Origin of the sequence: Bradyrhizobium daqingense (genome assembly GCF_021044685.1) — a bacterium.
Taxonomy (GTDB): domain Bacteria; phylum Pseudomonadota; class Alphaproteobacteria; order Rhizobiales; family Xanthobacteraceae; genus Bradyrhizobium; species Bradyrhizobium daqingense.
Genome location: NZ_CP088014.1, coordinates 7,639,318 through 7,665,779, shown reverse-complemented (window position 1 = coordinate 7,665,779; position 26,462 = coordinate 7,639,318). Strand labels below are relative to the sequence as shown.

At 60.4% G+C, this 26,462-nt stretch carries 18 protein-coding genes and 8 pseudogenes; 18 read left to right on the top strand and 8 right to left on the bottom strand.

The window, feature by feature from the left end; translation table 11 throughout:
- Positions 1–3: 3 nt before the first annotated feature.
- The gene (locus tag LPJ38_RS36375) at positions 4–1,146 is read left to right on the top strand and encodes a TlpA disulfide reductase family protein (RefSeq protein WP_145642731.1); all 1,143 of its coding nucleotides are present in this window, start codon (positions 4–6) and stop codon (positions 1,144–1,146) included.
- 547 nt (positions 1,147–1,693) lie between these two features.
- A complete protein-coding gene (locus LPJ38_RS36370; RefSeq protein WP_095424348.1) occupies positions 1,694–3,526 on the top strand; it encodes an ABC transporter ATP-binding protein in 1,833 nt (610 codons plus the stop codon).
- 115 nt (positions 3,527–3,641) lie between these two features.
- On the opposite strand, the gene LPJ38_RS36365 is transcribed toward LPJ38_RS36370, so the two are convergent.
- A protein-coding gene (locus tag LPJ38_RS36365) for an IS3 family transposase (RefSeq protein WP_095424349.1) occupies positions 3,642–4,828 on the bottom strand; the annotation gives its coding sequence in 2 pieces (ribosomal slippage) (positions 3,642–4,576 and positions 4,576–4,828; 1,188 coding nt in all).
- A 361-nt stretch (positions 4,829–5,189) separates the two neighbouring features.
- On the opposite strand from LPJ38_RS36365, the gene LPJ38_RS36360 reads away from it, so the two are divergent.
- The gene (locus LPJ38_RS36360; RefSeq protein WP_095424350.1) at positions 5,190–5,405 is read left to right on the top strand and encodes a hypothetical protein; all 216 of its coding nucleotides are present in this window, start codon (positions 5,190–5,192) and stop codon (positions 5,403–5,405) included.
- A gap of 84 nt (positions 5,406–5,489) precedes the next feature.
- On the opposite strand, the gene LPJ38_RS36355 is transcribed toward LPJ38_RS36360, so the two are convergent.
- Entirely contained in the window at positions 5,490–5,723 is a 234-nt protein-coding gene (locus LPJ38_RS36355) for a hypothetical protein (RefSeq protein ID WP_145643197.1), read from the bottom strand.
- Between the two features lie 668 nt (positions 5,724–6,391).
- Here LPJ38_RS36355 and LPJ38_RS36350 point away from each other — a divergent pair.
- Both LPJ38_RS36350 and LPJ38_RS36345 read left to right on the top strand, forming a co-directional pair.
- The gene (locus LPJ38_RS36350; protein WP_231088529.1) at positions 6,392–7,735 is read left to right on the top strand and encodes a M16 family metallopeptidase; all 1,344 of its coding nucleotides are present in this window, start codon (positions 6,392–6,394) and stop codon (positions 7,733–7,735) included.
- Positions 7,732–9,096 (top strand): M16 family metallopeptidase, encoded by a 1,365-nt coding sequence (locus tag LPJ38_RS36345; protein WP_161966255.1) that lies wholly within the window; start codon positions 7,732–7,734, stop codon positions 9,094–9,096. Before LPJ38_RS36350 ends, LPJ38_RS36345 begins: the two co-directional genes overlap by 4 nt.
- A gap of 172 nt (positions 9,097–9,268) precedes the next feature.
- Here the strand turns inward: LPJ38_RS36345 and LPJ38_RS36340 are convergent.
- The 4 genes and pseudogenes from LPJ38_RS36340 to LPJ38_RS36325 all read right to left on the bottom strand — a co-directional run.
- Positions 9,269–9,927: pseudogene (locus LPJ38_RS36340) on the bottom strand (Mu transposase domain-containing protein); the annotation flags it as partial.
- A 188-nt stretch (positions 9,928–10,115) separates the two neighbouring features.
- Positions 10,116–10,259: pseudogene (locus LPJ38_RS36335) on the bottom strand (SOS response-associated peptidase); the annotation flags it as partial.
- A 169-nt stretch (positions 10,260–10,428) separates the two neighbouring features.
- Positions 10,429–11,940 carry an ISNCY-like element ISBj12 family transposase gene (locus tag LPJ38_RS36330; RefSeq protein ID WP_011084703.1) on the bottom strand — a complete coding sequence of 504 codons (1,512 nt, stop codon included), beginning with the start codon at positions 11,938–11,940 and terminating at the stop codon, positions 10,429–10,431.
- Positions 11,941–12,170: 230 nt separating this feature from the next.
- Positions 12,171–12,421 (bottom strand): annotated as a pseudogene (locus LPJ38_RS36325) (SOS response-associated peptidase); the annotation flags it as partial.
- Positions 12,422–13,544: 1,123 nt separating this feature from the next.
- Between LPJ38_RS36325 and LPJ38_RS36320 the strand changes: the two are divergent.
- From LPJ38_RS36320 to LPJ38_RS36310, 3 genes are all read left to right on the top strand, one after another.
- Entirely contained in the window at positions 13,545–13,835 is a 291-nt protein-coding gene (locus tag LPJ38_RS36320; protein ID WP_231088528.1) for a TauD/TfdA dioxygenase family protein, read from the top strand.
- Positions 13,808–14,248 carry a TauD/TfdA dioxygenase family protein gene (locus LPJ38_RS36315; protein ID WP_231088527.1) on the top strand — a complete coding sequence of 147 codons (441 nt, stop codon included), beginning with the start codon at positions 13,808–13,810 and terminating at the stop codon, positions 14,246–14,248. Before LPJ38_RS36320 ends, LPJ38_RS36315 begins: the two co-directional genes overlap by 28 nt.
- A 159-nt stretch (positions 14,249–14,407) precedes the next feature.
- Positions 14,408–14,656, top strand: coding sequence for a hypothetical protein (locus LPJ38_RS36310; RefSeq protein ID WP_095424414.1), 249 nt, complete (start codon positions 14,408–14,410; stop codon positions 14,654–14,656).
- A gap of 190 nt (positions 14,657–14,846) precedes the next feature.
- Here the strand turns inward: LPJ38_RS36310 and LPJ38_RS36305 are convergent, their stop codons facing one another.
- Positions 14,847–15,044 carry a transposase gene (locus LPJ38_RS36305; protein ID WP_158644840.1) on the bottom strand — a complete coding sequence of 66 codons (198 nt, stop codon included), beginning with the start codon at positions 15,042–15,044 and terminating at the stop codon, positions 14,847–14,849.
- A gap of 1,503 nt (positions 15,045–16,547) precedes the next feature.
- Here LPJ38_RS36305 and LPJ38_RS36300 point away from each other — a divergent pair.
- From LPJ38_RS36300 to LPJ38_RS36280, 5 genes and pseudogenes are all read left to right on the top strand, one after another.
- Positions 16,548–17,486 carry a serine hydrolase domain-containing protein gene (locus LPJ38_RS36300; protein WP_231088526.1) on the top strand — a complete coding sequence of 313 codons (939 nt, stop codon included), beginning with the start codon at positions 16,548–16,550 and terminating at the stop codon, positions 17,484–17,486.
- A 690-nt stretch (positions 17,487–18,176) separates the two neighbouring features.
- Positions 18,177–19,244, top strand: coding sequence for an ABC transporter substrate-binding protein (locus LPJ38_RS36295; protein WP_231088525.1), 1,068 nt, complete (start codon positions 18,177–18,179; stop codon positions 19,242–19,244).
- Positions 19,245–19,325: 81 nt separating this feature from the next.
- Positions 19,326–19,913: an ABC transporter ATP-binding protein gene (locus LPJ38_RS36290; protein ID WP_430640283.1), complete on the top strand. Its 588-nt coding sequence runs from the start codon at positions 19,326–19,328 to the stop codon at positions 19,911–19,913.
- Positions 19,849–20,317: pseudogene (locus LPJ38_RS36285) on the top strand (IS3 family transposase); the annotation flags it as partial. The gene LPJ38_RS36290 and the pseudogene LPJ38_RS36285, both read left to right, overlap by 65 nt.
- Before the next feature lie 113 nt (positions 20,318–20,430).
- A pseudogene (locus LPJ38_RS36280) lies at positions 20,431–20,930 on the top strand (transposase domain-containing protein); the annotation flags it as partial.
- Between the two features lie 20 nt (positions 20,931–20,950).
- Here the strand turns inward: LPJ38_RS36280 and LPJ38_RS36275 are convergent.
- Positions 20,951–21,157, bottom strand: coding sequence for a hypothetical protein (locus LPJ38_RS36275; RefSeq protein ID WP_223153709.1), 207 nt, complete (start codon positions 21,155–21,157; stop codon positions 20,951–20,953).
- A 779-nt stretch (positions 21,158–21,936) separates the two neighbouring features.
- Between LPJ38_RS36275 and LPJ38_RS38410 the strand changes: the two genes are divergently transcribed.
- From LPJ38_RS38410 to nopM, 5 genes and pseudogenes are all read left to right on the top strand, one after another.
- The gene (locus tag LPJ38_RS38410; RefSeq protein WP_018648284.1) at positions 21,937–22,170 is read left to right on the top strand and encodes a DUF2188 domain-containing protein; all 234 of its coding nucleotides are present in this window, start codon (positions 21,937–21,939) and stop codon (positions 22,168–22,170) included.
- 26 nt (positions 22,171–22,196) lie between these two features.
- Positions 22,197–22,745 (top strand): annotated as a pseudogene (locus LPJ38_RS36270) (IS6 family transposase); the annotation flags it as partial.
- Between the two features lie 129 nt (positions 22,746–22,874).
- Positions 22,875–23,461, top strand: a pseudogene (locus LPJ38_RS38405) (SbmA/BacA-like family transporter).
- Between the two features lie 226 nt (positions 23,462–23,687).
- Positions 23,688–24,259 (top strand): annotated as a pseudogene (locus tag LPJ38_RS36255) (IS66 family transposase); the annotation flags it as partial.
- A 417-nt stretch (positions 24,260–24,676) separates the two neighbouring features.
- Positions 24,677–26,422 (top strand): T3SS effector NEL-type E3 ubiquitin ligase NopM, encoded by a 1,746-nt coding sequence (nopM, locus tag LPJ38_RS36250; RefSeq protein WP_174719442.1) that lies wholly within the window; start codon positions 24,677–24,679, stop codon positions 26,420–26,422.
- Positions 26,423–26,462 lie beyond the last annotated feature (40 nt).

The window sequence follows — 26,462 nt, the reverse complement described above, 5'->3', positions numbered from 1 at the left end:
AACATGACGCTGGGCTTAGAATCCCCAGCTCCCCCGATCAAGGTGGAGAACTGGCTGCGTGGTCAACCCCTCACGAGCTTCCAGCCCGGGAAAGTGTACATCGTCGAATTTTGGGCAACTTGGTGCGCACCGTGTGTGGCGGCGCTGTCCGATCTGGTACAGCTGCAAGAGAAATACAGAGATAGCGGAGTTGAGGTCCTCGGAATAGCAGCTGGTGAGCGCGCTCAAACAGCGGAAAAGGCCCGAAGCAAGTTGGACGCATGGTTGACCGAAAAGTTGCCGAATCTCAACTATCGGGTCGGGCTCGACTACACACGCGAAATGGACGAGCTTTGGATGGATTCCAGCTTTTCTATCGGGATTCCCACTTCGTTCGTCGTCGACCGTGATGGCCACATCGCCTTTATCGGTTCCCCGACGCAACTCGAAGAGGTTTTGCCGAAGATTCTGACTGGCAGCTGGCGCATCAGCGATGAAGCGAAAGCCGCCGATGCTGAGCGGATCGCCAAGGGCGAACGCACAATGCCGATCTTCGTCAAACTGACGCCGGCGATGAAGGCGCAGGATTGGGCGAAGGCGCTTTCGGTGGTCGAAGAAGCCGTCGCTGTTCTGCCGGATGACGTGAACTTCCGCGTGCTCCAGGCGGATCTGTTGCTTCACAAAATGCGCGACTTGCAGGCCGGCCTGCCGGTGATGCGCCAATTGGTTCGTGACGCGATCAACAAAAAATCCGCGCTGTGGATGGCCGGGGCGATGCGCCAACTCTTTGATCCGGCGAATGACAACTCTCATTTGCCGCAGGCCGAGCGCTTTGCGATGGGCAATGAGTTATCCGGACACATTCTGGCAATAAATGCTCCGCAACGCGGCGACGCCCCTAAGTTCCTGTCCTATCCGGCGGTCGCTCAGTACTATTACGAGAGCGGCAACAAGGATCGCGCGAGCGAGTTGATCGAGGTGACGCTGAAGTCGCTGGACGGCCCCGCACCTATCCCGGACAACCTGAAACAGGAGGTTATGTCGGAATCGGTCCAAACGCTCGCCAACTACAAGGGTCAGAAGGCTTGCTATGGGTCTGTTTGTGCGACTCCGCAACCCGGAGTCTCGCAAAGTACCAAAGCGCAAGCGCCCGAGGAGAGAAGATGAAAAAGGGTGACGATCTGAGCTGCTCACTGGTTAATTCGTCCATTTATCCGGTGGGCCATCGGCAATTAACGATCAGCGAGCAGGGCGGTGGATCGTTTGTGGCGCGTTGGAGGTTCGGATTGCTATGACCTCCATCCGGATCGACGCGGAGGTGATCTTCCAGGTGAAGTTATGCTGAACACTTCCTTCATCAAAATGCACCTTTGCGTACAGCCATGGCCGAGGCCGGAGCTAGCTGGACATCCCCACGCTTCTGCAGATGGGCAAAGCGTGACGCCGACCCCGCCTACGTGGCTCACACGAGCTCGGATCGCACAAGGCTGGCCGATGTCTCAGATCGATGCTCTCATCCCGAGGAGCTCGCAAAGCGTGAGGCGCTTCGGCTAAGCGCTCACGCGAAGAGTGGGTGAAATGGGTAGAAGCTTTCGGCCGCAGCCCCCAGACTCCGGGCATTTATCGCATCCCGCGTACGGCGCGCCAAGCATTGGGCACATCGGGTCTGGATCGACCGTTTTTTACACCGCGTGCGCCACAAACCCCTAGCGCCATGACCAGTCAAGATGACAAACGACCCGCCGCAATCGGCTTGGTTCTCCCGTTTGCGTTGGAGCACTGGCTGAAGCAGCCAGTCCGTGCCGCGATCATCCTCGTTGGCTTCTTAGGGGCGACGGTCGCTGACCTGTTCATGCCGGTCTATTCCGGCCGTCTGGTGGATGCATTGACGTCGGGCCCCTCCGACCAAGCGGCGCGACATGCGGCACTGATTGCGTTCGCTGGTATCCTCGCCCTTGGTCTGCTCTCGATTATGTTGCGGTTTACGGGCTTGCAGGCGATCGTGCCGTTCACGCTGAAGACAATGTCGGATGTGGCCCGTGGGGCCTTCATGCGCGTGCAGCGCTTCTCAACCGACTGGCACGCTAACTCGTTCGCCGGCTCGACCGTGCGCAAGATCACCCGCGGCATGTGGGCGCTCGACCTGCTTAACAATTCCATCCTGATGGCGTTGTTGCCGTCGCTCGCGGTGCTCGTGGGCTCGACGATCCTGCTCGGCCTGCATTGGCCCGAGCTCGGCGCCGTGATCGGCCTCGGCGCAGCGATCTATGTTGCCATCACGACGGCATTGACGATCGGCTACATCGCGCCGGCGGCGCGGGTCTCCAACGCCTGGGACAGCAAACTCAGCGGCACGCTAGCGGACGCGCTCACTTGCAATACTGTGGCGAAATCTTTCGGTGCTGAGGCGCGTGAGGATGCGCGGCTTGACGGTGTCGTCAGACGCTGGCGGGCGAGGGTGCAGCGCACCTGGCTGCGGTCCAACGGCACGAGTACGGTGCAGCTCGTGATGCTCTTGTGCTTTCGTGCTTCGGTGATCGGCGGCGCCATCCTGCTGTGGATAGCGGGGCGCGCCTCTCCGGGCGACGTCACCTATGTGTTGACAAGCTATTACATCATCCACGCCTATTTGCGCGAAGTAGGGATGCACATCAACAATCTGCAGCGCTCGGTGAACGATATGGAGGAACTGGTTGCCATCTATGGCGAGCCGATCGGAATTGTCGATGCCCCCGACGCCAAGCCGATCGACATTCACGGTGGGATGATCACGTTCGAGGACGTCACCTTCCGTTATGACAGCGATCGCGTGCCGCTCTACGACGGATTGTCGATCAACATCTGCGCCGGCGAGCGGATCGGTCTGGTCGGCCGCTCCGGCTCCGGCAAGACCACGTTCGTCAAGCTGCTTCAGCGGCTCTACGACGTCTCCGGCGGCCGGATCCTGATCGACGGGCAGGACATCGCGCTGGCCACGCAACGATCGTTGCGCAGCCAGATCGCGATCGTGGAGCAGGAGCCGATCCTGTTTCACCGCTCGCTGGCTGAAAACATCGCCTATGGCCGACCCGGCGCCAGCATGGCGGCGATCAAACAGGCGGCGAGGCTCGCCAATGCGCATGACTTCATCATACGATCGCCGAAGGGCTACGGCACACTGGTGGGTGAGCGCGGCGTAAATCTGTCGGGCGGCGAGCGGCAGCGCGTTGCGCTGGCGCGCGCGTTCCTTGCCGATGCGCCAGTGTTGATCCTGGACGAGGCGACGTCGAGCCTGGATTCGGAATCGGAAGCGCTGATCCAAGAGGCGATGGAACGGCTGATGAAGGACCGCACCTCGATCGTAATCGCGCACCGCCTGTCGACTGTGCGCGGCCTCGACCGCATCCTGGTGTTCGATCGCGGCGAGATCGTCGAGCAGGGCACGCATCCGGCACTCATCGTGCAACCCGGTGGCATCTATCGCAGTTTGTTCGAGCGGCAGGCCATCGAGTTCGGTCCGCTCTCGGCGGAAGGGGAGCCTAATACACCGCTGGCCGCATCTCCGTAGGCCTAGTGCTATTTGGCCGTGCTGGAGGGACATGAGCATAGCCTGATAATCCCACATCCCTTTTGCGATGTGGTGACGGAGGCGCGCGTGAGCGTTGTGACCTGCCACTGCATTTTCATCCAGCGGCAGTTAGAGTCTTGAGGTTTTGTACGCCAAGTGGCGCGGATGGAGCAACGGACGATCGGCGGAGCTGGTCGGGGTTGCGCAGCCGATCGTCCGTTGCGGTGAGGTGGGCGGCGTAGGCCGCGGGGGGCAGGTATTTCAGCGACGAGTGGGGACGCTGGAGATTGTAGTCGGCGACCCAGTTGGCGATCTTGGTGCGGGCGTCATCGAGATCGAAGAACAGGGTCTCGTTGAGTAGCTCATCGCGCATCCGGCCATTGAAGCTCTCGACGAAGCCGTTCTGCATCGGCTTTCCCGGCGCAATGAAGTGCCAATCGATGGCTGCGTCCTTGCACCAAGCGAGCATGGCGTTGCAGGTGAATTCGGTGCCATGGTCGGACACGATCATTCCTGGCTTGCCGCGTCGCTGGACGATTGCCGTCAGTTCGCGGGCCACGCGCCGCCCCGAGATCGACGTCTCCGGAATGGCGCCCAGGCATTCCTTGGTGACGTCGTCGACGATGTTGAGGATGCGGAAGCGTCGGCCATTGGCGAACTGGTCGTGGACGAAATCCAGCGACCAGCGCGCGTTCGGCCTCGCCTCGACCAGGATCGGGGCCCGGGTCCCCACCGCCTTGCGGCGAGCCCGCCGCTTGCGGACGGTGAGCCCTTCCTCGCGGTAAAGCCGGTAGATCCGGTTGATCCCCGATGGCTCGCCCTCCCGCCGCAGCAAGACGAACAACCGGCGATAGCCGAAACGCCGCCGCTCGTTGGCGAGATCGCGCAATCGGCCACGCAGAACTGCCTCCGGCGGGCGGCTGGAGCGATAGCGGATCATCTTCCGATCCGCCCCCACAATCGAGCAGGCCCGCCGTTCCGACAGGCTCATGACGGCCTGCAGATGCGCGATCGCAGCGCGCTTGGCGGCGGGCCCTACCATTTTTTTGAAAGGAGCTCGCGAAGTGCGGCCGCATCGAGCATCTGCTCGGCCAGAAGCTTCTTCAGCTTCCCGTTCTCCTCCTCCAGGGCCCTCAGCCGCTTCGCCTCGGAAACGTCCATGCCGCCGAATTTGGCCTTCCAATTGTAGATCGTCGCCTCGGAAACACCGTGCTTGCGAGCCAGGTCGGCTGTCTTCGCCCCAGCCTCATGCTCCTTCAATACCGCGATAATCTGCTCTTCCGTGAACCTTGCTCGCTTCATCTGTCCGTCCTTCTTCGGGCCGGACTCTAACTCCTTCTGGAGGAAATACGCAGTGGCAGGTCAGTTGATGCAAAGGCCCATGAGGAGTTCTTCCGGACGTGGCTCGCAGATATGGTTGAGCCGGGCAGGCTGTTCGGCTTAAGCGAGGTCCGACGGCGACGGCAGCGGGACCACGGAGGGACGGCGGACGCTGCCGCAGGATGCGCGGGTGCGCGGCCAGGCGCGGCGGCTTGATGTAACCCTGGCTAGCCTCTGCCACCTGGTGTGGGGGAGGTGGTGGCGGGCAGCAGCGGCCGTGAGCAGGTGGTGTTCGCACGGTGCTGTTCGGCCGCATGCATGGCGGCGCCGGTGCCGCCGCACGATGGGCCTGTTCATCAACATTATGCCGCTGCGGCTCGATCTTGACCGCACCGCCGTCGAGGCAAGCCTGCAGATCAGACATACTCGCCTGCCCGAGCTGGTCGCGCATGAGCATGCCTCACTGGCACTAGGAGTTCTTCAGTCAAGTTCGCATCTGATTTCTGCCGAGGCGCAGAGGACCCTAACGACTTCCGCCCAACGTGGTCAGAACAGGTAAGGGGGGCGCTAGAAGTCGAACGTCGGCGGGTTTTGTCTATGGCAGAGAACCGCCGCGGCCGGAGGAAAGCCTTACGCGCTTTGCTCATTCGAGTGAGTTTTCAAATCCATGTCGAACATCTGGTGGGGACAGCTGCATCCTCTTCGGCAGGCGGACTAAGAACGATCGCACACCAAGAATCTCGAAGCGCCGGCGCCAATCGATTGTCTCAGCGGGATTAAATCCAGAATTACGCGAGAGCATGGGCGCCTGACCGACCGCATTCACAAATGCCGCCGCTTTTAACAGAAAAAGAAACATCGCGACGATTTTCGACACGTGAATGCTTGATGTCGCGCGCGGTGCAAAACTGTCCCCTCGACGTCACGAGGAATTGCCATCGCATGTTTAGTCTAGCGCATGAAAACTCGCGCGCTTGTGGCACTGCACGGGGACCTTGCACAAGCTCTCGGACTGGCGCTGATCGCGGCCACCCATGCACTCGATCATGCCATTCCAGAGTCTCCTGCTACACATGGTGGTCGGCACCAGTAACGCCAAGCGGGTTAGCAAAAGAGGGGTCCCTAGATAGCCACACCGTGTCTGATGTACGACGATGTGTAAAGATACGGACAGAGTGCTTCGGGTGACCACGCTGTAATTTAAACAGTTTCTTCTTTGGCACGACTGATGCTTTTGGGTTAGCCGCCGACGGGCCGGCCGATGGTATTCCCCTGGAGCAAGCGCGATCTGTCGATTGATAGCCAAAAGCATGGAGCATCCTGTAGATGACTTCGATGATGACCTCATTCCTCATCCAGACCCAACTGCAATGTAGCTTGCAAAAAGCCGTCCCGATCCCGCAGCTGACGAACGATATCGATAATGATGCCGCGTCCAATCGGCCGCACGACCGGTCTTTCGCTTCGAAAATTCGACAGCGACTGCTGTCAATGCTGCCGACGTCCTCACCTCGAACGGTCGTTTGCGTTCTAGCACTGGTGCTGATGCGCGCCTTCTTAATAGATGGCGCCTCAGCCGAGACTCTTGCGAAGTCCATGCCCCTCACCAGCTTTACGCTTGGCAACGGCCTGCAGGTGGTCGTAATCCCTGACCATCGGACACCGGTGGTGACGCAGATGATCTGGTACAAAGTGGGGTCCGCAGATGAGGAGCCGGGCAAATCCGGGCTCGCCCATTTTCTCGAACACCTGATGTTTAAGGGCACGGAGAAGCACCCGCGCGGCGAATTCTCCCAAAACGTGTTTCGGGTCGGCGGCAACGATAACGCCTCGACCTCGGTCGACGGCACCAACTACTACCAGCGCGTGCCGAAGGAGCAGTTGCCGACCATGATGGAGTTCGAGGCCGATCGCATGACCGGCCTGATCCTCAAGAATGAGGACGTGCTGCCGGAACGCGACGTCGTGCTCGAAGAGTACAACATGCGGGTCGCCAACAGCCCCGGAGCGCGGTTGAACGAACAGATCGAGAGAGCGCTCTATCTCAATCACCCCTATGGACGGCCGATCATCGGTTGGCGGCAAGAGATCGAGAAGCTCGATCGCGAGGACGCGCTGGCCTTCTACCGCCGCTTCTACGCGCCGAACAACGCGATCCTGGTGATCGCCGGCGACGTGGAAGCCGCCGACATCCGTCCGCTGGTCGAGCGCAATTTCGGCGCCATTCCGGCCCAGCCCGCGATACCGGCGCGCCGCGTGCGCCCGCAGGAGCCCGAGCCCGCCGCCCCGCGCACCGTCACGCTGGCCGACCCGCTCGTGGAGCAGCCGAGCCTGCGCCGCTACTATCTGGCACCTTCCGCAACGACGGCCGCAGCCGGCGAGAGCGCAGCCCTCGACGTGCTGGCGCAGCTGATGGGCAGCGGCAGCAATTCCTATCTCTACCGCGCCCTCGTGGTCGACAAGCCGCTCGCGGTCTCCGCCAGCGCCAGCTATTCGAGCATCTCGCTCGACCCGACCCAGTTCTCGATCTCGGCCGCGCCGAAGCCCGGCGTCAGCTTTGCCGAGGTGGAGCAGGTGATCGACGGCGTCATCGCAGACATCGCGCAGAACCCGATCCGCGCCGAGGACCTGGAGCGGGTGAAGACCCAGCTCATTGCGGAAGCGATCTACGCCCAGGACGATCAGGCCGTGCTGGCGAGCTGGTATGGCGGCGCCCTGACCACAGGCCTGTCGATCGAGGACATCAGGAGTTGGCCGGACCGCATCCGCGCGGTCACCGCCGAACAGGTGCGCGCCGTCGCGCAGAAATGGCTCGAGAAGAAGCGTTCGGTGACGGGCTATCTGATCAAGGACACCAGTGCCGCCAAGCGCGAGGAGAAGCGTTCGTGACCTATCCCTTCCTTCGACGCGTTGCATTCTCGCTTGCCACCGGCGCGGCGCTCGCGCTGGCTACGGTCTCGCCGTCACAGGCGGCCGCAAAAATCCAGCACCTGACTTCGCCGGGCGGAATCGAAGCCTGGTTCGTACAGGACGCGACGGTGCCGCTGATCGCGATGGAATATTCCTTTGCCGGCGGCTCGGCGCAGGATCCCAAGGACAAGTCCGGCGTCGCCAATCTGGTCGGCGACCTCCTCGACGAAGGCTCCGGCGATCTCGACTCCAAGACCTTCCATGAGCGGCTCGACCGCCGCGCCATCGAGCTCTCCTTCAGCGCCACCCGCGATACGTTCCGCGGCAGCCTGCGCATGCTGCGCGACAACAAGGACGAGGCCTTCGACCTGCTCAGGAGCGCGCTGACCTCGCCGCATTTCGACACCGCCGACGTCGAGCGCATCCGCTCACAGGTCATCTCGGGCCTGCGCCGCGAAACCACCAATCCGTCCTCGCTGGCGAGCCGAAAATTCCTGGAGGTCGCGTTCGGCGACCATCCCTATGGCCGGCAGACCAATGGCACGCTGGACAGCGTGCCGACCATCACGGTCGCCGACATGAAGGATTATGTCGGCCGCGTGATTGCGAAGGACGGGCTGAAGATCGCGGTGGTCGGCGACGTCGATCCGGCGACGCTTGGCAAGCTGCTCGACCACACTTTTGGTAGCCTGCCCGCGAAGGCCAATCTCACGCCAGTCGCCGACGTCGAGGCGGCAAAACCGCCGCAGCGCGCCTTCGTGCCGCTCGACGTGCCGCAGACCGTCATCACCTTCGGCGGACCCGGCGTGAAGCGCAGCGATCCGAACTTCATGGCCGCCTATGTCGTCAACCACATCCTGGGCGGCGGCGGGTTGTCCTCGCGGCTCTATCACGAGGTGCGCGAGAAGCGCGGGCTGGCTTATTCCGTGTTCGAATCGCTGCTCTGGATGGAGCATTCGGCGGTCTTCATCGGCAACACCGGCACCCGCGCCGACCGGGCCGGCGACACCATCGACGCCATCGACAAGGAAGTGCGCCGCATCGCCGAGGAGGGCCCGACGCAGAAGGAGCTCGGCGAAGCCAAGTCCTACCTCAAGGGCTCGCAGATGCTGGCGCTCGACACCTCCTCCAAGCTCGCCCAGGCGCTGCTGCAGTACCAGCAGGACAAGCTGCCGATCGACTATATCGAGAAGCGCAATGCCCTCGTCGATGCGGTGACGCTGGATGATGCCAAGGTCGCCGCCAAGCGGCTCTGGGGCCAGGGCCTGCTGACGGTCGTCGTCGGCCGCGCCCCGCAGGCCGCCGCGCAACCGGCGGCCACGGCGCCGAAGTCGAACTGAACTGCCGAGTAGCGATAGCGCTCTTCGCTAACACACGGCACGCTGCGCTCCCTCTCTGTTGTGGTTTACTCGATTCACGCATCGCTTCGGTCTTTCAGTGATGCATCATGAGGTTGGTGCCGCGCTTCATGGCTTCGAACTCGAGCCATCCCTGACGCATGACGATCGGACCCGCGGGCAGACCGTCAGTCAGCACGGCGTTGAGGATGTCGACCATCTGCCGATTGCCGTCGTCAGTGCCGGCAAGCCTGCGCCGGATCCGCTCAAGTACGGCCGGCAGCTCCCAGTCCTTGAAGGGAGCGCCATTGCGCAAAGCGCCGGGTTTGCGAGCCAGCACCGGCACATAGTGCCAGGGATCGGAGATCCTCTCGCCGCGTCCGAAGGATCGTGGACGCTCCGCAAGGATCCTTCCATCCTGGCGGATCACGATGCGATCGGTATAGCCTGGACCTCGACCGGGCGTCCGACTGCGCTGCCTGCGACTGAGTACTTGTTGTTGTCGAAGCGCACCAGGCTGGTCTTCGAGACCGATGCCGTCACCGCATGGCGATGAGCTTTGGCGTAGACGATGCATTTGTCCAGCAGCCAGGCGTTTAGCTCGTGCAGGTTTTTGAACCGCAGCCGCGGCGTGAAGAAGCGTTCTCGGACCAGCCCGACCTGGTTCTCGACCTGGCCCTTCTCCCAGCCCGACGCCGGCGTGCAGGCAACCGGGTCGAACAGATAGTGGCTGCACATCTGCAGAAAGTGGCGATTGCAGCGACGATCCTTGCCGACAAAGATCGTCTCCACCGCGGTCTTCATGTTGTCGTAGATGGCGCGGCTGCAGGTGCCGCCGGTTTGGCCGCGTTCGCCGCCAGCAGTCTATCGAGCTCCGATGCCCACCGCCCCAGCGTAGGTCGTGTATTCGAATTGCAAATGGAGGCTTTCCTCGAACTTGAGATGCTTACGACAGCATTCGTAGTCACTTACGTACGCTTGCATCAAGGCGGTAGCCGCAGCGGCATTTCACGCGACAGCATCCCAGAAAAGCTGCGCAGCTCGCTGAACGAGTTGAACGGCACCACGCACCGATGTGCCGGACCCAGCCAACGCGCCCAATGTTTGCTTTTCAAGTTACGGATATTCGTCGTGTCGCCATCCGGCTCTATCTGGAGAAGTTCCTTTGCCGCGCGGCGAACAGGATGGAAGTGCGTATTGCCTCACATATCGATGCTCCCGGGCGCGATCAGTTGCCTCATTTATTTTGCTCCTGGCCTGAGTTGAGGAGGAGGCCGGGTGCGGAGATGGCCGGGGTTTCGGAGCGCCCGGCCTCCTCCGCTGGCACCTCGCACGTCATTGGGGTGTTGTGACCTCATGCCCTGGCGGCATTTTTTCTGAAGCAAACAGCAGCGCATTCGCTTGCTCGCTGCGCCAGGATTTCAACCGACGTTGAAGGGTTCGAAGAAGCTTGTTCGGATAGTCTCCAGGATATTCCACCTGCAGGCGCGAGAGCAGTTCGCTGCCGGTCCGCCAAGGCTCGGCTTCAAACCATTTTCTCAAATCTGACGTTGCCCGGATAAGCGGATCGGGACGACGCCGGCCCCTTTTAGCCTTCACGATTGGCCGATCCGTCGGGCGCGTGGCGCCGTCCTTCCAGGCCGTTCGCAGGCTTGCCAGGAAGCGATCAATCGATTGTGATGCCGCAGCAGGATGGGCGGATGGTTGGATATCCGCGAGCGCCGCGAGGCGCTCCTGCACGTCGCGGATGTCGCGCAACAACGTGACCGGATCGAGAGCGGTATAGATTTCCTGGAGATGGTGGCGGACCGCATCAGGCGTGCGGGCGTCCGCTGACAGGCGCTGGTGGGGTGTTGCCGGCGCGCTGTATGTCTTACGTACACGAGCACCGTCGCGCTGCTTGGCTAACAGTTTGAACGAAGGTTGGAAGAAGTTTACGAACAGCCGCGCTGACCGATAGAGTTCCGCCAGTAGCTTGGCCGCCTCCAGGCCTTCGAACCTACGATAGCCGACCATCCTGCGCACGACGGCGCCGTTCTTTTGCTCGACGAACGCCTGGTCATTCTTCCGGTAGGGACGGCAACGCGTGAAGACAATGTTGGCCGCCTCGCAGTAGGCCTTCAACGTCTCATTCATGAACACGGTGTCATTGTCCGTGTCGAAGCCGAGCAGCGCAAAAGGCAATTGCTTGCGCAATTCCGTCAGCACCGTGCTCACCAGCGTCTGTTCGCGCACGATCAGAGGTGCGCACTCTGTCCAGCCGGTAGCAATGTCGGTGAGCACGAGGGTCTGGATGAAGCTGCCGCGCGCAGATGGACCGCTATGCGCTACAAGGTCGGCCTCGACGAATCCCGGCGCCGGATCATTCCAATCTGCCGAAGTCCGTATTGGAATACTGCGACGCAGGGAATGCCCCGCGTGCCGCCGGCGCTTGCGACCCAATTTTTCTCGAACCCGCACCAAGGCGCGGTCGATCGTCGCAGCGCTCATCGCCAAAAGTTTGGTGCGAATCTCAGGGGCAAGGTCGAGGTGCCCGTACCGTTCCATCGCCTCAATCAGCGCGGGCATTAATGCTTTCAGTCGCTTCCCGCAGATGCGGTCTGACGCCTCCCAAAGCAGCACGAGTGCGGTGTGTTCTGCTTCATTATATATCCGACGTCGCGCCCGTCGGCCCGGATGTACGCCTTCCTGGTTTCGAAGTAGACGCATCGCATGCTTCCGATGGAATCCGGTGATGTCGACGAACTCGTCCAATATCCGCGCCTTCTTCGCGCGATCCGACCGCCGATAGCGCACGCCTGCCGCCGCCGTCAGTTCCTTCCGCGTTGCCATGCTTAGCCACCCCATCTCCGCCCCTCGCTCGTTCCCGGTCCAGGGGAGCAATTTACGTGAGGCAACGGCTTAGGATCCGGTAACAATTAAGGCGAGGCAATGCGCTCGCTTGATTGACGCTCCGCGACAATCAAAGCAAACAAAACTCTTGCGCGCGACAATCATCGCGGCGATCATCATCGCGCCGCGACACTGACTCGCCATCCTGATCGCCGCGCTCTTCCGACCCAGATCGTCGCGCTATATTCCTTGAAGTCGACCGACGTACCTTGGCTTCCAGCTTCGCAGCGCGCTTTTTGGTCGCCTCCATTTGCGCATGCTGCGAGAACGGCATACCCAGCGCGCGGTTGCGAGCTCGCGACCGTCGGCGCCGGTCCGGACAATCGGCGCTTTGTAGTCCGGAAAGACTCCGGGCATCGGTACGAGATTGCCGGCCTAGCGGTTGACCACGCGGATTAAAGGCACTGATCGCCGCCTCGTTTCGGTGATGAGGCACATCTTCACCTTTCTCGAGCAGCGTGACGTGACCGCTGCGCAAGCTGTAGCAGGGTCGCCGAAGGGCGGCGGCGCACTTGCTGCAGCGGAGTCGGCTGGCCAGTTCTTGGCGAACGATGTGCGCGGGTGGCGCAGCGCGGCGAGGTCGACGTCGCGCCTGGTCTTGGCGAGCACTCGATCTCAAGCTAAGGAATCAGAGAGAGCGATCATGAGGAAGCTACATCCGTGGCTTGTGATCTGAAATCCGACCGCCCTTCGGTGTCGTGTTGCTCATACTGAGGCAAGATAGCCAGCCGGAATTTGCGGCTTGCAGTCTGAGAACGCAAAGACGCCTTCGGAGCGATATTCCGGCCATGGCCGCTCTGTTTCGATTGTGTGTGGTCAACTACCGCGAAGCCAAGCGGCATGCACGCCGTAAGGAAAATCTACGTCTCTCCGGGTGAAACGAAAGACACGGCATCACAGGCACGAGCGCTGCATTCGTCCCGAGTGCAAATTTCGAAAATCGAGGGATTAAGTCCGTTGTTAAGCTGCATCGGAAGTTGCAGCCTCCTTATTTTGCGCTTCTCCCGCTCGTCCAAGGCAGACAGGAAGTGATCAGCTGATGAAAAAAGTCGCGCATAGAACAACTCCAAAAGTCGCAAAAATATGATAATTGACCCGTTAAAGTAGTTTATAGCGTAGTATACAGCTTGAGGTCGTGCGCATGAGGCCTTGTGGAATGAATGAGGTACGACGCAGTCGTTGTTCGAGGATTTTCCAAGCATGAGTTCTGAGACGAGGAGAACGTTGCGCGAGCTCGAAAAGAAAGCTGTTTTCGTTTCATAGACTGGACATGGATTGCGTCTATGATCTGCACTGCTGATCAGGCTGCAAATCGATCTGGGGGCCTCATATGCGAGTGTCGTTCGATGAGAACGGCGCTAGCCGTGTCGATGCGTAGAGGGAGATCGGATTCTAAGATGCTGGTGGTGTGTGTATCGGAACTCAGCCGCTTAATTGAGCGACGCGGTGATCCACGCTCAGACAATTCGGGTGTGTAACATCAAGATTGTTGTGCCGGGTTTGTCGCCAGACGCGAGACCACTGAGCTTGTTTAGACATCCACAGAAAGAGGCGCCGTCATGAGTGAAACAATGGCTGTTGAAAATGTCATTCCGCGAGCCGACATCGTCAAGCACACGGACCGGCTTGGTGCCGAAATCAAGAACATTGCGCTGTCGGACGATTTGCCTGACGATATCATCGTAGCGTTCAACCGGCTTCTGCTAGAGCATAAGGTCATCTTCTTCCGCGATCAGGGACATCTCGACGATGCACAGCAGCAGCGTTTTGTGCTCCGGCCTACCGAATCCCACAAACACAATGGGTTCCCGATCCCCTGCGGATGCTCGCAGATAACCTCTGGGCTGTGAGCTTCGTCGCATCTGATCTCACTGCGACAGAGAGGGCCACCGAAGCCAACAAGCGGCCTTGGTGCGGCGTATCCAGTGGAACGATCTACGAAACGACACATCCGATTGTTCGTCTTCATCCCGAGACCGGCGAACGCATGCTATCGCTCGGTCGTTCCGTGAACAACTTCGTCGGCCTGCAGCGCTATCCCAGCCAAAGACTGTTTGAACGGCTGCAATCCGGAGCTCAGCCGTTCTGCTGGCACGGCAGCCGTTCGATTCCGCTGCCCAATTTGCGCCAACTGCCTCAAGCCAAAGGCAAGATGTTGACTGAGAGGGAGCCGATGGTCCTCCATGAAATGGAGTTGCAGCCCCGATCAAATGAGCCGGCGCAAAGCATCGAGATTACAGCGACAGCCGTTCACGCAGGTTAGAGTTGGCCTTCAGCCGTGGATCAGTGCAGAAAGCGCGTTTCAGCTGCCGTAATCTCGTCCATTCTCTGGTCTGAAGATTTCCTCTCCCGGTACAATATCCTTGGGGACGTTCTTGCTCGGGAATAGCTTTCGATCTCGCCAGGATCCTTCTTCTTTGAAATGGATCAGGATCATGTCGGCACCAGCCTTTCACATGCGCTTGCGGCGGGGCTAAGGCTTCAGCTTCGCCAAGCCAGCGATGAGCGCTTTGGTTCTCGCGATCACAAGAAAATTTGGATCCCGAGAGCAGCCTCGATCCAGCCCTGGAATTCCTTCGCTCAGCAGTTGCTGGCGGCGTCCGCAGCAAGGCTCGTAACCTTAGGGAATGTCTTGTCGTCGATGACAAGGGCGCTGGCGCTGGCCCTTTAGTACTCGCCAATTCCAATCATGACATCGATCGCGTTGCTACAGGCTGTGTCGTTGTCGGCCAGGATAGGTATCTTCGGGCGCCGGGCGATTGCTTCGCAAGTGATCGGATACGCCGGGCGTCTCGCTCCAGCCGCGCGCCAGATTCTTCATCAGCTCCTCCGACCTTGCCGCATCGTCGATCTCCCAGGCTTCACGCAGCCTTGCGGATCGTCGCATGCAGATGTCCCGACAGGCGCTCGACGATGCGGCTCTTGTGGATCTGACACCGTTGGATCGCCGTGTGACCGCCGAAGGTTTGGCGGATCGCCTTCGGCAGCGCCTTCGCACCATCGATAATGAAGAGGCGGCAGATTCCACGATCGAGCCCAAGGCCAGTCAGGTTGTCCACCACCGCCTACACAATCGCAGTATTCTCGGTGGCGTCTTCGACAACCGCCAGCGGATGGTTGTTGCCTTCGCTGTCGATAGCAACGGCGGCGACCAGCGTCAGCTCATCGCGGATATGCAACCCATCGATCTGGATGGCGAGCAGATCGATCCGACCACGTCCATGCGGCCATCCGCTCCGCCCACAACTCGACGACCGGCGCGAGACGGCCGACTTGGATCGCCCGTCGCCCATTTTTTGCGGGAATGTCGCCCTCCGGCAGGCGGACCGCGGCCGAACCCGCGGTCGAGACGTTCAGCAACATCAGGTTCATCGCTCATTTGCCGAGCCATGCTCTGCGCGCGCGCCGGGGCTGGACGACGAACGCGTCGATGCGCGCGGCCGCTCTACCTCGATCCTCCCGCCGTGGAAGCGCTGCCGCCCAGTGCTCCGCCCCCAGTGTTGGCCGGCCCTCTGGTCCAATCGCCCAAGGCGTGGCCCGCACAGCCGCTCGCTATCCTCTTCGATCATCTGCGTAAGTCTCGCGATCCCGGCCGTCAGGCAGAAAAGGTCTAAGCTTCCCAACCTTTTGCCACGCTGCTTCCACCATCCTGGTCGCATCGCCGGCCCTTGTCGTGATAGTCTTCTTCATGGCGATGCTTTCTTTCCTGGTTTTGGCGAACCGAGCCTAACAGCTCAACGGGGGCAACGCCGCTCCTCCTATTTCAACAGCCGTCGGGAAGGGGCTGGCCTTAAGGTAGCGATCAAATTCGGTCTGCTGTGCATCGCTACCAATCGCGATCTTAGGAGGAGCGAGAGCCAATCGGTGGCAGTTCGCGACCCCGACCAAGCCTGGAAACTCGAGGGTCACCTTCAATTTCGACGCAGCGGGCAAGATCGACATCGGATACGCGGGTCGCCACACATGCGCGAAGACCCGAGTTGATAGTCCGTGCGACTGGCCGCTCGTTGGCTCGGGCGCGCACTGGTTGGCTCAGGACGCTAACTGGCGCACATGATCATCCCGCGCAATCTGAGCGCGCGCGAACGACCGTCCATCTTCTGTATTATTGGCAAGTTGTGCCCACTCGATCACCAAAGTTCGGTCACTTGCTCGTCAATTCCAAGGCGCGGAAAACTTAGCACATCGCCGGATCCAGCGCAGGATTTCGGCGCGAACGGAGCTACATTACGGAAATGCGGCTTTGTGGTAAGATAAATTCTTGAAACTTTAGATGGAAAACAACAGGCAAGAGAAGTCCGCAAGGAGTGACGATGAATGGGATGGAGACTGTGAATACAGCGGCATGCACATCCGAGGACGCGTCGCTTCCGCCGGGCGGCGCGGCTATGCTGCGATGGACCCGAGATCAACAGATCGTCGGCTGCCGTAGTAGAGAGAAGATCGATCCGGTCCGTGGGATAAGCCGCGGCCCGCACGTTTACGTCCTGCCTACAGCCCTCCATCAGATCTCGCCACGCTGGACTTGGAGGGGACAAGACCTGGATGTCGATCGCCACATTATGGCGGAGCGCGTCTCTGGCGTCATTGTGCTGAAGAACCGACAGGTGCTTCTCGAGCGCTATGGTCTCGGGCGTACAGCGAAGGACCGTTGGACCTCCTACTCCGTTGGGAAATCAGTAACTTCTATCCTGATTGGCGCGGCTATCCAGGATGGTTACATCAACGGCATGGATGCGCCCCTCATCGACTATATCCATGAGCTAAAAGGCAGCGCCTACGACGGCGTAACCGTCCGACAACTCTTGACCATGACTTCGGGGGTCAAGTGGAGTGAGGATTACACGGACCCGAACTCGGACGACGCCCTGCTGATGACGGCCCCTTTCATAGACGGCGTCAACCCCGGCGTCGCTTACATGCGCCGTCTGCCCAGAATCCACCGGCCCGGGGCCAAGTTCGACTACAAGACCGGCGATTCCCATCTGGCCGGGGTCTTAGTTTCCAAGGCGGCCGGGAAGTCGATGTCAGAGTACCTCTCAGACAAGCTCTGGCGGCCCTTTGGGATGGAACAGGACGCATTCTGGGTGGTAGATCCAGCAGGCCAAGAGTACGGCGGCGGCGGTTTCATCACGACGCTGCGCGATTACGCTCGCATCGGGCAATTCATGCTGGACGGTGGTAGGGCCGGCGCCATCCAGGTGCTGTCGCCCGGTTGGTTGGCGGAGGCAACCCGCGCTCATTTGACCTTCTCACCCACGAGTACGGGAGCGACGGGTTATGGTTATCACTGGTGGATTTACAAGGACGCCTACGCGGCGCTGGGCCACGCCGGCCAGGCGATCTTTGTCTATCCGAAGGACAAGATCGTCATCGCGATCAACTCTGCGTGGCCTGAACCCAACCTGCCCGAGTATGGCCAGGCCCAGGCTGCCTTCGTCGAGGCCCTCCATGCAGCGGCTGTGGCGCAGCCTGAAGGCCCCGCGCGCAATGCTTGGTGAGGGCGCAAAGAGCTACTCGGCCCAAGGTTATTTATCCGCACTTGTCCCGTTCCCCTTCTGGCCAGCATTGTAGCCTGCATATCCTTCCGTCGAGGAGCTCCATCGCTCATGGGCATCTCGGCAGACGGCTTTATGCGTGTGGTTGGAACTGCGGCTGCCGCGCAGGACTGGCGTTCGTTGCGTCAAGCCGAGTACCGTGACGGTGAACTCTTGCTCGTACCGATGCACAGCAATTCCGGCGCGCCCGCAGTCTACACTGGCGGCACGTTCCGTCGACGTCCCGGCAGAACACCCACGGTCTAAATATGGGACTCGATCGGCTTCATCGTGTAAGCGGCCGCGCCGAGTTGACCGCCAGACGAGCACTTTGCCAAGACACTGGAGCGTATCCGCCTTTTCGGCCTATGAGACCGAGGAAAAGGCAGTCTCTCCTTCCGCTCGAGTCTGAGCGCGCCGGAGAGCAGGTGTATTTTTACTAGGCGCGCTTGTGCATGTAGCAGCCCAATCCCTGAATGGCTTTAAACCTTCGCGTCGCCCCCATGAAGCGCGGAATTTCGGCTCCCTAACGCCAAAAATGTGGAAATTCTGACCTTGCTCCCGCTAATATGGCCAGAGCGGGGAAAATTCCCGCGGGGCGTGGAGGAAACAATGAGGCATCTTTGGGTAAATCGCAGGCGCTTCATGAGAGGAATGTCGTCCGTTATCGCGGTCGGCACGCTGTCTTCTGTCGATGGCCCGGTATCGGCGCAATCCTCACGCGAGTTGCGCGTGGCATTTAGCGGGGGCAATTTTGGCAAGGCCATCGCCGAAGCTTATGTGAAGCCTTTCCAGACCGAGACCGGAGTTAAGGTAATTCAGATTACGCAGGATATAGACGCGGCCCAGATCGCGACGATGGTGCATGCGAGCAACATCACGGTCGACGTACTTCTTATGAATCAAGTCTCGGCGTTTACCTTGGCCGCGAAAGGAAATCTTGAAAAAATCGACTACTCGATCTACAGGCAGGTGGAATTAGAGGCGACGCAACATTACTGCAAACAGCCCTTTGGTTTCGGTAGTTTCGTATATTCCATGAACATGATTTACAATACGGGGAAGTTCCCGGGTGACAAGCCGCGGCCCTCCACGTGGGCCGAATTCTGGGATGTTAAGAAGTTTCCTGGAGCACGTACCCTCAGGACCGGGCAGTACGGCGCACTGGGTCCCTTCGAGGAAGCTCTGCTGGCGGACGGCGTTCCTGTGGATGCGCTCTACCCAATGGATATCGACCGTGTTTTCGCGAGCCTCGATAAAATCAAGCCGCACATCCGCAAGTGGTGGTCGACCGGATCCGAGATCCTGCAAATGATGCGTGATAACGTGGCTGACGTCGCGCAAGGCTATGACGGGCGGGCGCAAGCATTGATCGATGAAGGCGCGCCGATCGAAATCAGTAGGAGTCAGGCCAAGCTGGCTTGGGATAACTGGATCATTCCGAAAGGCAGTCCGAACGTCCAGAGCGCGCAGAAGTTCATTGAGCTCACGTCTCGCGCCGACCGCCAGGCAGCGTTCGCGCAATTGTTCACCCTCGCTCCGAGCAATCACAGTGCCTACAAGCAGCTACCCGAAAATGTAGCCCGCAAACTTGCGACCTACCCCGAGTACATGGCGAGCAGCTTCGCCATAAATCCGAAGTGGTACTTGGAGTCCGGACCGGACGGCTTGTCGAACATGGAGCGGCTAATCCAGCGCTGGAATGAATGGAGTCTGCGTTAGATCGTGGCTGTCCTTCGCGTGAACGGCCGGTCCATCGCGCCGCTCCGCACTTCTTAGCGCAATTGCCTGTCTGGAGTATAAATGCTGAATCCGTATCCTATGACTGCCCTAGTACATGTTGAGGATGAAGTGCTGGAGAACGGTCCTGATTCCGCGGAAATCGAATTCCGGCGCGTCACGAAGACATATGGAGCGATTGCGGCGATCGAGGATGTCTCGCTCGCGGTTCGTGGCGGGGAGTTTCTGACCATTCTCGGTCCGAGCGGCTCGGGCAAGACCACAGCGCTCATGCTGCTTGCCGGATTCGTGGCTCCCACCAAGGGAGACATCCTCATTTCCGGGAAGTCGGTCGCGGCGGTGCCCTCCTATCGGCGCGACCAAGGCATTGTATTCCAGAGTTATGCGCTGTTTCCGCACCTCACTGTGCGGCGTAATCTCGAGTTCCCGCTCGAAATGCGCGGCATAAAGGCGGCCGAGAAGGCGATGCGTGTCAACCGCATGCTTCAGCGCGTGCATCTCAATGACTACGGTGACCGCATGCCATCGCAACTAAGCGGCGGGCAGCAGCAGCGCGTGGCGCTTGCTCGCGCGCTGATCGCCGACCCGCCGATCCTCCGCTCGACGAACCGCTCGGAGCGCTCGATCGCAATCCGGCCTGCACCGGATTGAGCGGCTGATGCGCCTGCAAGGCTTGCGGGCGCGGCCGCGACGTCGGCGCTTGCCGAAGGATGACGGCGATCGACAGCTCGAGACCGTACCGGCGAACCTCCTTGACCGGCAGTTCGCCGCCGAGCGTCCCAGTACACCAGCGAGCAGTTCCAGCGCCTGATGGCCGACCACGGCATCGTTGCAGCATGAGCCGCTCCGGCAACGTCTGGGACAACGCGGCGATGGAGAGCCTCTTCTCCTCGCTCAAGACCGAGCGTACGGCCAACAAGATTTATCGAACCAGAGACGAGGCACGCGCCGATGTGTTCGACTACATCGAACGATTTTACAACACGACCCGCAGGCACTCGACCATCGGCTATCTCAGCCCGGTTGCGTTCGAGCGCAAGGTGGGATTAGCTTAACCGGGTGTCCATCAAACCGGCAGCAGCTCAAGTGAAAAGAACTAGCTGCAGTTGCCTTTTTGATTGGCCGCGATCCGACATCGCGCTAACCCAGTAGGCCGTAAGCGTGGCGCAAGCTTGCGAAAGATGCGCAGTTCGGTCGATCGTCGGAAAGCTGGACGCTGATCAACTACAGCCTGTTTTGGAGGGCATCGAAGAGGCCGTCGCGGCTCTCGAAGCAGCCGAGGATCACGCCAATCCAAGAACCTGCGAGAAGCGAACTGCCGAGCGCAGAGCCAACCGCGGTCAGCTGCCGGAGTATTTGCCGCGCATCGTCGAGACCCTGATGCCCACTGCAACCTGCCGCCCGTGCTGCGCAGGCGTCCTTTTTGAAATTGGGAGCGATGAGAGCCAGAGGCTCGACGTCGTACCGGCGCAGTATCGCGTAATCGTCACTCGCCGGCCCAAACTGGCCTGCCGCGCTTGTCATGGCGTCGTCCTCCAGCATGCCGGGCCCGAACACTGCCCACGGAGCGGCTGGTCAGCGCATGTGATCGATGCCAAGTATCATTGGCATTTGCCGCTTTATCGCCAGGCGCAGATGTTGGCGACGCACGGCATCGCCATCGACCGTCGGCCAAGCCGGTAGTCTGATCACGTCCGCAAGCGTGGTCGGCTTGGAGTGAGCACGTCTGCATAGTCCTCGAGAGCCAACCTTCTTTCCTCGCTGATCGCGTCGGCGGCATGAAACTCGAGACCTGCGACAAGTTTCGCGGATACCGATACCGCGGCGGCGTGCTGCACCGAAAGCTCGCGGTGACGCTCAATCACATCAAAAATCGTATCAAATTCAGTCGCCATGGCGCATTTGCCCCAGGCCACATTAGATCGGCACCAACCAATCCTGGTAGGTGCTTCCAGTCCTTCTCAGCGATACTGCTTGGTAGCACCCTTGGGAATTGAGCCTCTCGGGGGGCCGCGGTGGTCGGTCTCGCTTATCCAAGGGCGAAGGCTGGCCACCGAAGTTTGCAGCGCGTGGTAGGGATAAGCGCTTCCGGAGGCGTGAGCGCCGAGTCACCGCCGCCAACTTCACTGGCCGCGCGGGCGCGGTAGGGACAGCGTCGGGTTCTCACTCCCGACGGCGCCGAGTCATGTCCGCGTGCCTCCAAGTCCGCGTGTGCGCCGCGGAGTGGAGCAACCATGATGCCAAATTTATTGCCTCGTACGATCTAAAAGAGGCAAGGTCGGACCCGCACGAGCGCTTTCTTACAAATGCGATCGAGTGCGGCTGGTCTCCCGGGAGTTTGGACCCTGACGACATTCTATTTGGAGGGTTCATTTGTCGATCAAACGCAAACGGTCGCAGCACTCAACCATCAATCCAGCCTTCGACTCCAACGAGAAAGAGAGACTTGCTAGCAGCTGGGCCACATCTACGACGATTGAAGCTGCTACGTTCCGGTTCTCGTGAATAAGGGAAACTAAGGCGCGGCAGTTGGTCTCCGCGGGTACAGCAAACAGGCCAGCCTACAAGGCGCTGCTCCTTGGAGCCCACCAAATCCGGTAGTTGAGGCGACCGCGGCAGATTTGCAGAGTACGACCCCGTTTATCGATCCCAGGGGCGATGCCGGAGCAAGCTTATGGCAAGCGTTCAGTACTTCGTCACGCGCCATAAAGGCCAGTGGATGGTTGCGCTCAATTGCGAGTACTCCGGCCCCTACGCCACTGAGGAAGAGGCGATCCGCGTCGCGGTCGACGCTGCCCACAAGGAGGGAAAGGTAGGACGCGACGCTCAGGTTCTAGTTCAGGGCCATGACCACAGGTTCAGACACGAGTGGACATATGGCCAGGACCCATACCCACCGTCCGGCTAAATCGGGCTGGCGCTGGCCTTCTGGGCCGATCTCGGACGCGGCCCTCAGGTGGTCACCCCGTAGTTTTGCAGCAGCGCCTTCTCGATCGCGGGCAAACAACTTGGCTTTGGCGCGCTGTCGACCAGAAAATGGCTTCGTTCTCGACGTCTTGATCCAGCGCCGAACGCGCTGCGCAGCGGCTCATGAAGAAGCTGTTGAAATACGCCGGCACGCCGCCGCGCGTGATGATCACGGACAAGCTCCGTTCGTACGGCCCTGTGAGGGCGAAGATGGGCTTTCACGTCGAACATCGCCAGCACAAAGCTCTTGACAATCGGGCCGAGATTTCTCATCAGCCGACGCGGCGACGCAAGCCGATCATGAAGGGTTTCAAATCGTCCGATCAGGCTCAACGGTTTCTGTCAGTTCACGATCAACCAGGTCGCGAACCTTTTCCACATCCCCTATCCCGGAGCCGTCACCGCCGACTTCCGTCGTGCTTCGCGCGAGCGAGCCTTTGCGACTTGGCGCGAAATCTCCGCGACAAGCCGAATCTCGAACTGAGAAGCGCCTCCTTCGGCTCGGCGGTCGATTAAGTTGACGATGCCCGACGGTCTCCTGTAATCCAAGAGGCCACAGATGCTCGGACCTCTCGTTTTTCCCCCGACCCAAGCTGTTCTTTCTCTCGGCGATCGTTTGGACCGCACTGACGATGCTGGTCTGGTATGGCTTCGCGAGCAATCTGTTCGAAGCGCCGCAAAAGGCAGGTCGGGTTGGCGACGTTCTCGTCGGCGCCGGCTCTCTGGTTCGACCTCTATTTCGCCGCGTGCGCCGCGATATTTGCGGCTGGCTGGATGTTGGTTGCGCCGCACCCCTGGGCGACGTGGTCGATTCTTGGCTCCGCGCTAATACTGTTCACCTCCTACTTTCAGGTCCAGGTCAGCGTCGCCATCAACAGCTGGTATGGGCCATTCTATGACCTTGTCCAGGCCGCGCTTTCGAAATCGGCGCAAGTGATGGTCCAGCAGTTCTACAGCGAGTTGTCGACTTTTGCCGGCATTGCTCTTGTTGCGGTCGTGTCGGTGTGATGACGCGTTTCTTCGTCAGTCACTACATCTTCCGCTGGCGGACGGCGATGAACGATATCTATGTTGCAAGCTGGCCGCGGCTGCGCGCCATCGAAGGCGCCTCGCAGCGCGTTCAGCAGGACCCCATGCGCTTTGCGAGCGGTCGGATATTCCTTCCAGGCTGCGTTCCGCCACCGCTTCCGCGGCGCGACCAGAGCCTTCGGATGATCCAGCCATCCAGCTGATGGAAGGTATCCCTCCATTGAGGCCGCCTTGTTTGACGGACGCGAGCGCTGCAGGTCCTAGGGGTAATCCTAGCATTACAGTTGCCTTTTTAGGAGATGTCTGAATCTATGGACACCATGATTCGGAGGTCGTGGACGCCAGCAGCGTCGATCGAGGAGACGCTTGCGTTGTGGGCGGCGTCGCTTCCAGAGATCAAGAAATGGATACGTCCGTTGTTCACGCAAGAGAGATGGCGTCACCTTGGCTGGCTGCTGGTCACACAGCCGGCGCAAGTTCTATGAGCTGCATGTTGCAGGAAGCTTGAAAGTGGCAACGGCGACGGTCGAGCGGATGGCGAAGCTCTGGCAGGTCGAGAAGACCATACGCGGTCAAAGCCCCGACGTAGGCGTTGCCGCGCGCCAGCAAGCCTCCACAGCGGTCGTCGCAGATCTCTTCGATCTCTGGCAGCAGACATTGCGGCGGATTTCCGGAAAATCAAAACTGGCTGAGGCAATCCGCTATGCCGTCTCGCGCCGTGCCATCTTCGAACGCTTCCAGACTGATGGTTCGCATCGAGCTCGACTCCAACATCGTTGAACGCGCCATCTGACCACAAACAATTACGAGAAAGAATAGCCTCTTTGCCGGTAGCGACGGCGGCGGACGAACCTGGGCGAACCATCGCAACACTGCTGCAGACAGCAAAGATGAATAACGTCGATCCGTGCGCCTGGCTCAGCCTAACGCCTCAGCGTATCGCCAACGGCTGGCCGAGCGGCGAAATCGACGCGCTTATGCCATGGAACCACGCCGCCTGACGGCCGCAGCTTGCCGCTTACCCTTCGACCGAGTACGTGGCAACGAAGAGTGGCAGACGCTCCGAACGCGTAAGCGCTGGCGGTGCCCATGCCAAGGCAATGGGGGCCAAGCTGGTCTTTGCGAAGCTTGACCGGTTCAACCTCAAACCGGGCTTGCTTCGGTCACCGCTGGCAACCGGCGACCCGGGGTTCTGCAGCGACATTCGTCAGCTTATCGACAGGTAGGCCTGCTAAGGGCAGAACGCTGCCACGTTGACGGCCCTCCGGGACTTATCTGGTCAACGAAATGGCAGGAAGCCTCGCAGCAGTATCGATCCATTTGCGCGTTTGGGCTCGTGTGAACAATGATCATGACACCCGGCCTGCTTCGCGACCTTGAGGAGCGGGGGTATTCTTGTTTTGGCGATGGAGATATTGATGAACACAGGACAGGCTCAGTGGAGTGCAGGTTCTTCCTCGGCCGCTTCTGAAGAGGGGGAGCAGGAAAGTTACCTCAGCGGCTTCAGCCGAGCCGTGGCGGATTTGCTCGAAGCCATGACAGGATATCGGACCCCGGCCTCCGCGCGCGCGCAGTTGCTGGACAACTGGGCGGCCGAAGAGGGGCAGGGCGAAGCCGAGAATCGGCGACAGGGACGCGCACGAATTAGGGGGGCGGACAACACTGGCTCGCACTCGCTGGATTTGTCCTCCCTCTCCCTGACCGCTTTGCCCGCCGCCCTGCCGCCAAGATTGCTGGAACTGCGCGCCAGGCACAACGAGCTAAGCAGCCTGCCCGCTAGCTTCCCACCCGGTCTTCAGCATCTTCTCATTAGCCATAACCGGTTGATCAGTTTGCCGGACGCTCTTCCGGCGACCCTCTCTCGGCTGGAGGTGGCCGATAACAGCTTGACCAGTCTGCCGGCCAACCTTCCGGCTGGGCTCGAGATCCTGAACGCAAGCGACAACCGACTAACTAGCCTGCCGGACGCTCTCCCGAGCAGGCTCACCTCGCTCGCGGTTAGTGGCAATCAGCTGACCGACCTCCCCGACTACCTCCCATCGGGGCTCATTGAACTCGATGTCAGCAGCAATCAATTGGCCAACCTCCCCGCCCCCCTTCCGAGCACCCTCCAATCGCTCAATCTCAGCGGTAACCGGCTGACCAGCCTGCCTGAGGATCTTCTTGAGGGGCGTGTACCGAATCTTAGTCTCAGCTACCCGCATTTGGAGAATCTCGAGTTCGGGGATAACCCGCTGCCGGACGACGTTCTCGCTAATCTGGCGACGGCTGAAGCGCCACCGCAGCTTGCGCAGCAATCTCTATATGAGGCTGCCGCGCAATGGCTCGCAGACGACCCGGCGACGCTGGCCAAATGGCAGCACTTTGCGGATGAGCCAGGCGCCCAGGACTACGCACAGTTCCTGGAGAGGCTACGAGAGACCGTGAACTACGGCAATGACGAGTTTCGGCAGGCAGTGGCTGATGATCTGCAGCAGGCGGCCGCCAATCCGACATTGCGCGAGCAGTTCTTTGCGCAGGCGTCCGAGGCCAACGCGAGCTGCGAGGATCGTGTCACCTTGCACTGGAATGGTATGCAGACCGCGCGCCTCAACGCTGACGTCGAGGACGGGGTATATGACGATCGGCTTGGCGATCTGATCCAGCGCGGCCGTGTCGCCTTCCGCTTGGAGGCGTTGGACGAGATCGCGCGCGACAGGATCAACTCGCTCGCCAGCGGCAACCCGAACGTAGACGACATCGAAGTCTACCTGGCCTATCAACATCGGCTGCGCGAGCCGCTGGAGCTCAGTCACGTCGCCCCTGACATGCGCTTCCTGGCGGTCTCTCACGTAAGCGAGGATGATGCGACGGAGGCGCTCGACCTGGTCCGGGAGCGGGAAGCAAGCCAGTTCACCGACTTCATGGCAAGCCGCTGGCAACCCTGGGAGACGGTGCTGAGGCGCATCGCTCCAGACGAACATGCAGCGATGCAAGACCGGCTCGTCGAAGCCATGGGCGAAGAGTTCCAAAGCCGTCTGGATCAGCGACTGGCCGAACATGGTCTGGTGGGCGACGTCGATGCCGAGCGGGTGCTCGGAGCCCAAGTCCGAAACCAAATCGCAGGCGAGATCAAAGGCGAGGTCATGCACCGGCTGCTCGCAGAGCGCGGCCTAGAACAATAAGACTTCCCAACAGTCCCGCGGGGATATTCTTCGTTGCTCT

Coding starts and splice junctions, on each gene's coding strand:
- LPJ38_RS36375 (WP_145642731.1), top strand. CDS start 4: ATGACGCTGGGCTTAGAATCCCCAGCTCCCCCGATCAAGGTGGAGAAC.
- LPJ38_RS36370 (WP_095424348.1), top strand. CDS start 1,694: ATGACCAGTCAAGATGACAAACGACCCGCCGCAATCGGCTTGGTTCTC.
- LPJ38_RS36360 (WP_095424350.1), top strand. CDS start 5,190: ATGGGCCTGTTCATCAACATTATGCCGCTGCGGCTCGATCTTGACCGC.
- LPJ38_RS36350 (WP_231088529.1), top strand. CDS start 6,392: ATGCGCGCCTTCTTAATAGATGGCGCCTCAGCCGAGACTCTTGCGAAG.
- LPJ38_RS36330 (WP_011084703.1), bottom strand. CDS start 11,940: ATGGGGTGGCTAAGCATGGCAACGCGGAAGGAACTGACGGCGGCGGCA.
- LPJ38_RS36320 (WP_231088528.1), top strand. CDS start 13,545: ATGAGTGAAACAATGGCTGTTGAAAATGTCATTCCGCGAGCCGACATC.
- LPJ38_RS36315 (WP_231088527.1), top strand. CDS start 13,808: ATGCTCGCAGATAACCTCTGGGCTGTGAGCTTCGTCGCATCTGATCTC.
- LPJ38_RS36310 (WP_095424414.1), top strand. CDS start 14,408: ATGGATCAGGATCATGTCGGCACCAGCCTTTCACATGCGCTTGCGGCG.
- LPJ38_RS36300 (WP_231088526.1), top strand. CDS start 16,548: ATGGCGGAGCGCGTCTCTGGCGTCATTGTGCTGAAGAACCGACAGGTG.
- LPJ38_RS36295 (WP_231088525.1), top strand. CDS start 18,177: ATGTCGTCCGTTATCGCGGTCGGCACGCTGTCTTCTGTCGATGGCCCG.
- LPJ38_RS36290 (WP_430640283.1), top strand. CDS start 19,326: ATGCTGAATCCGTATCCTATGACTGCCCTAGTACATGTTGAGGATGAA.
- LPJ38_RS36275 (WP_223153709.1), bottom strand. CDS start 21,157: ATGGCGACTGAATTTGATACGATTTTTGATGTGATTGAGCGTCACCGC.
- LPJ38_RS38410 (WP_018648284.1), top strand. CDS start 21,937: ATGGCAAGCGTTCAGTACTTCGTCACGCGCCATAAAGGCCAGTGGATG.
- nopM (WP_174719442.1), top strand. CDS start 24,677: ATGAACACAGGACAGGCTCAGTGGAGTGCAGGTTCTTCCTCGGCCGCT.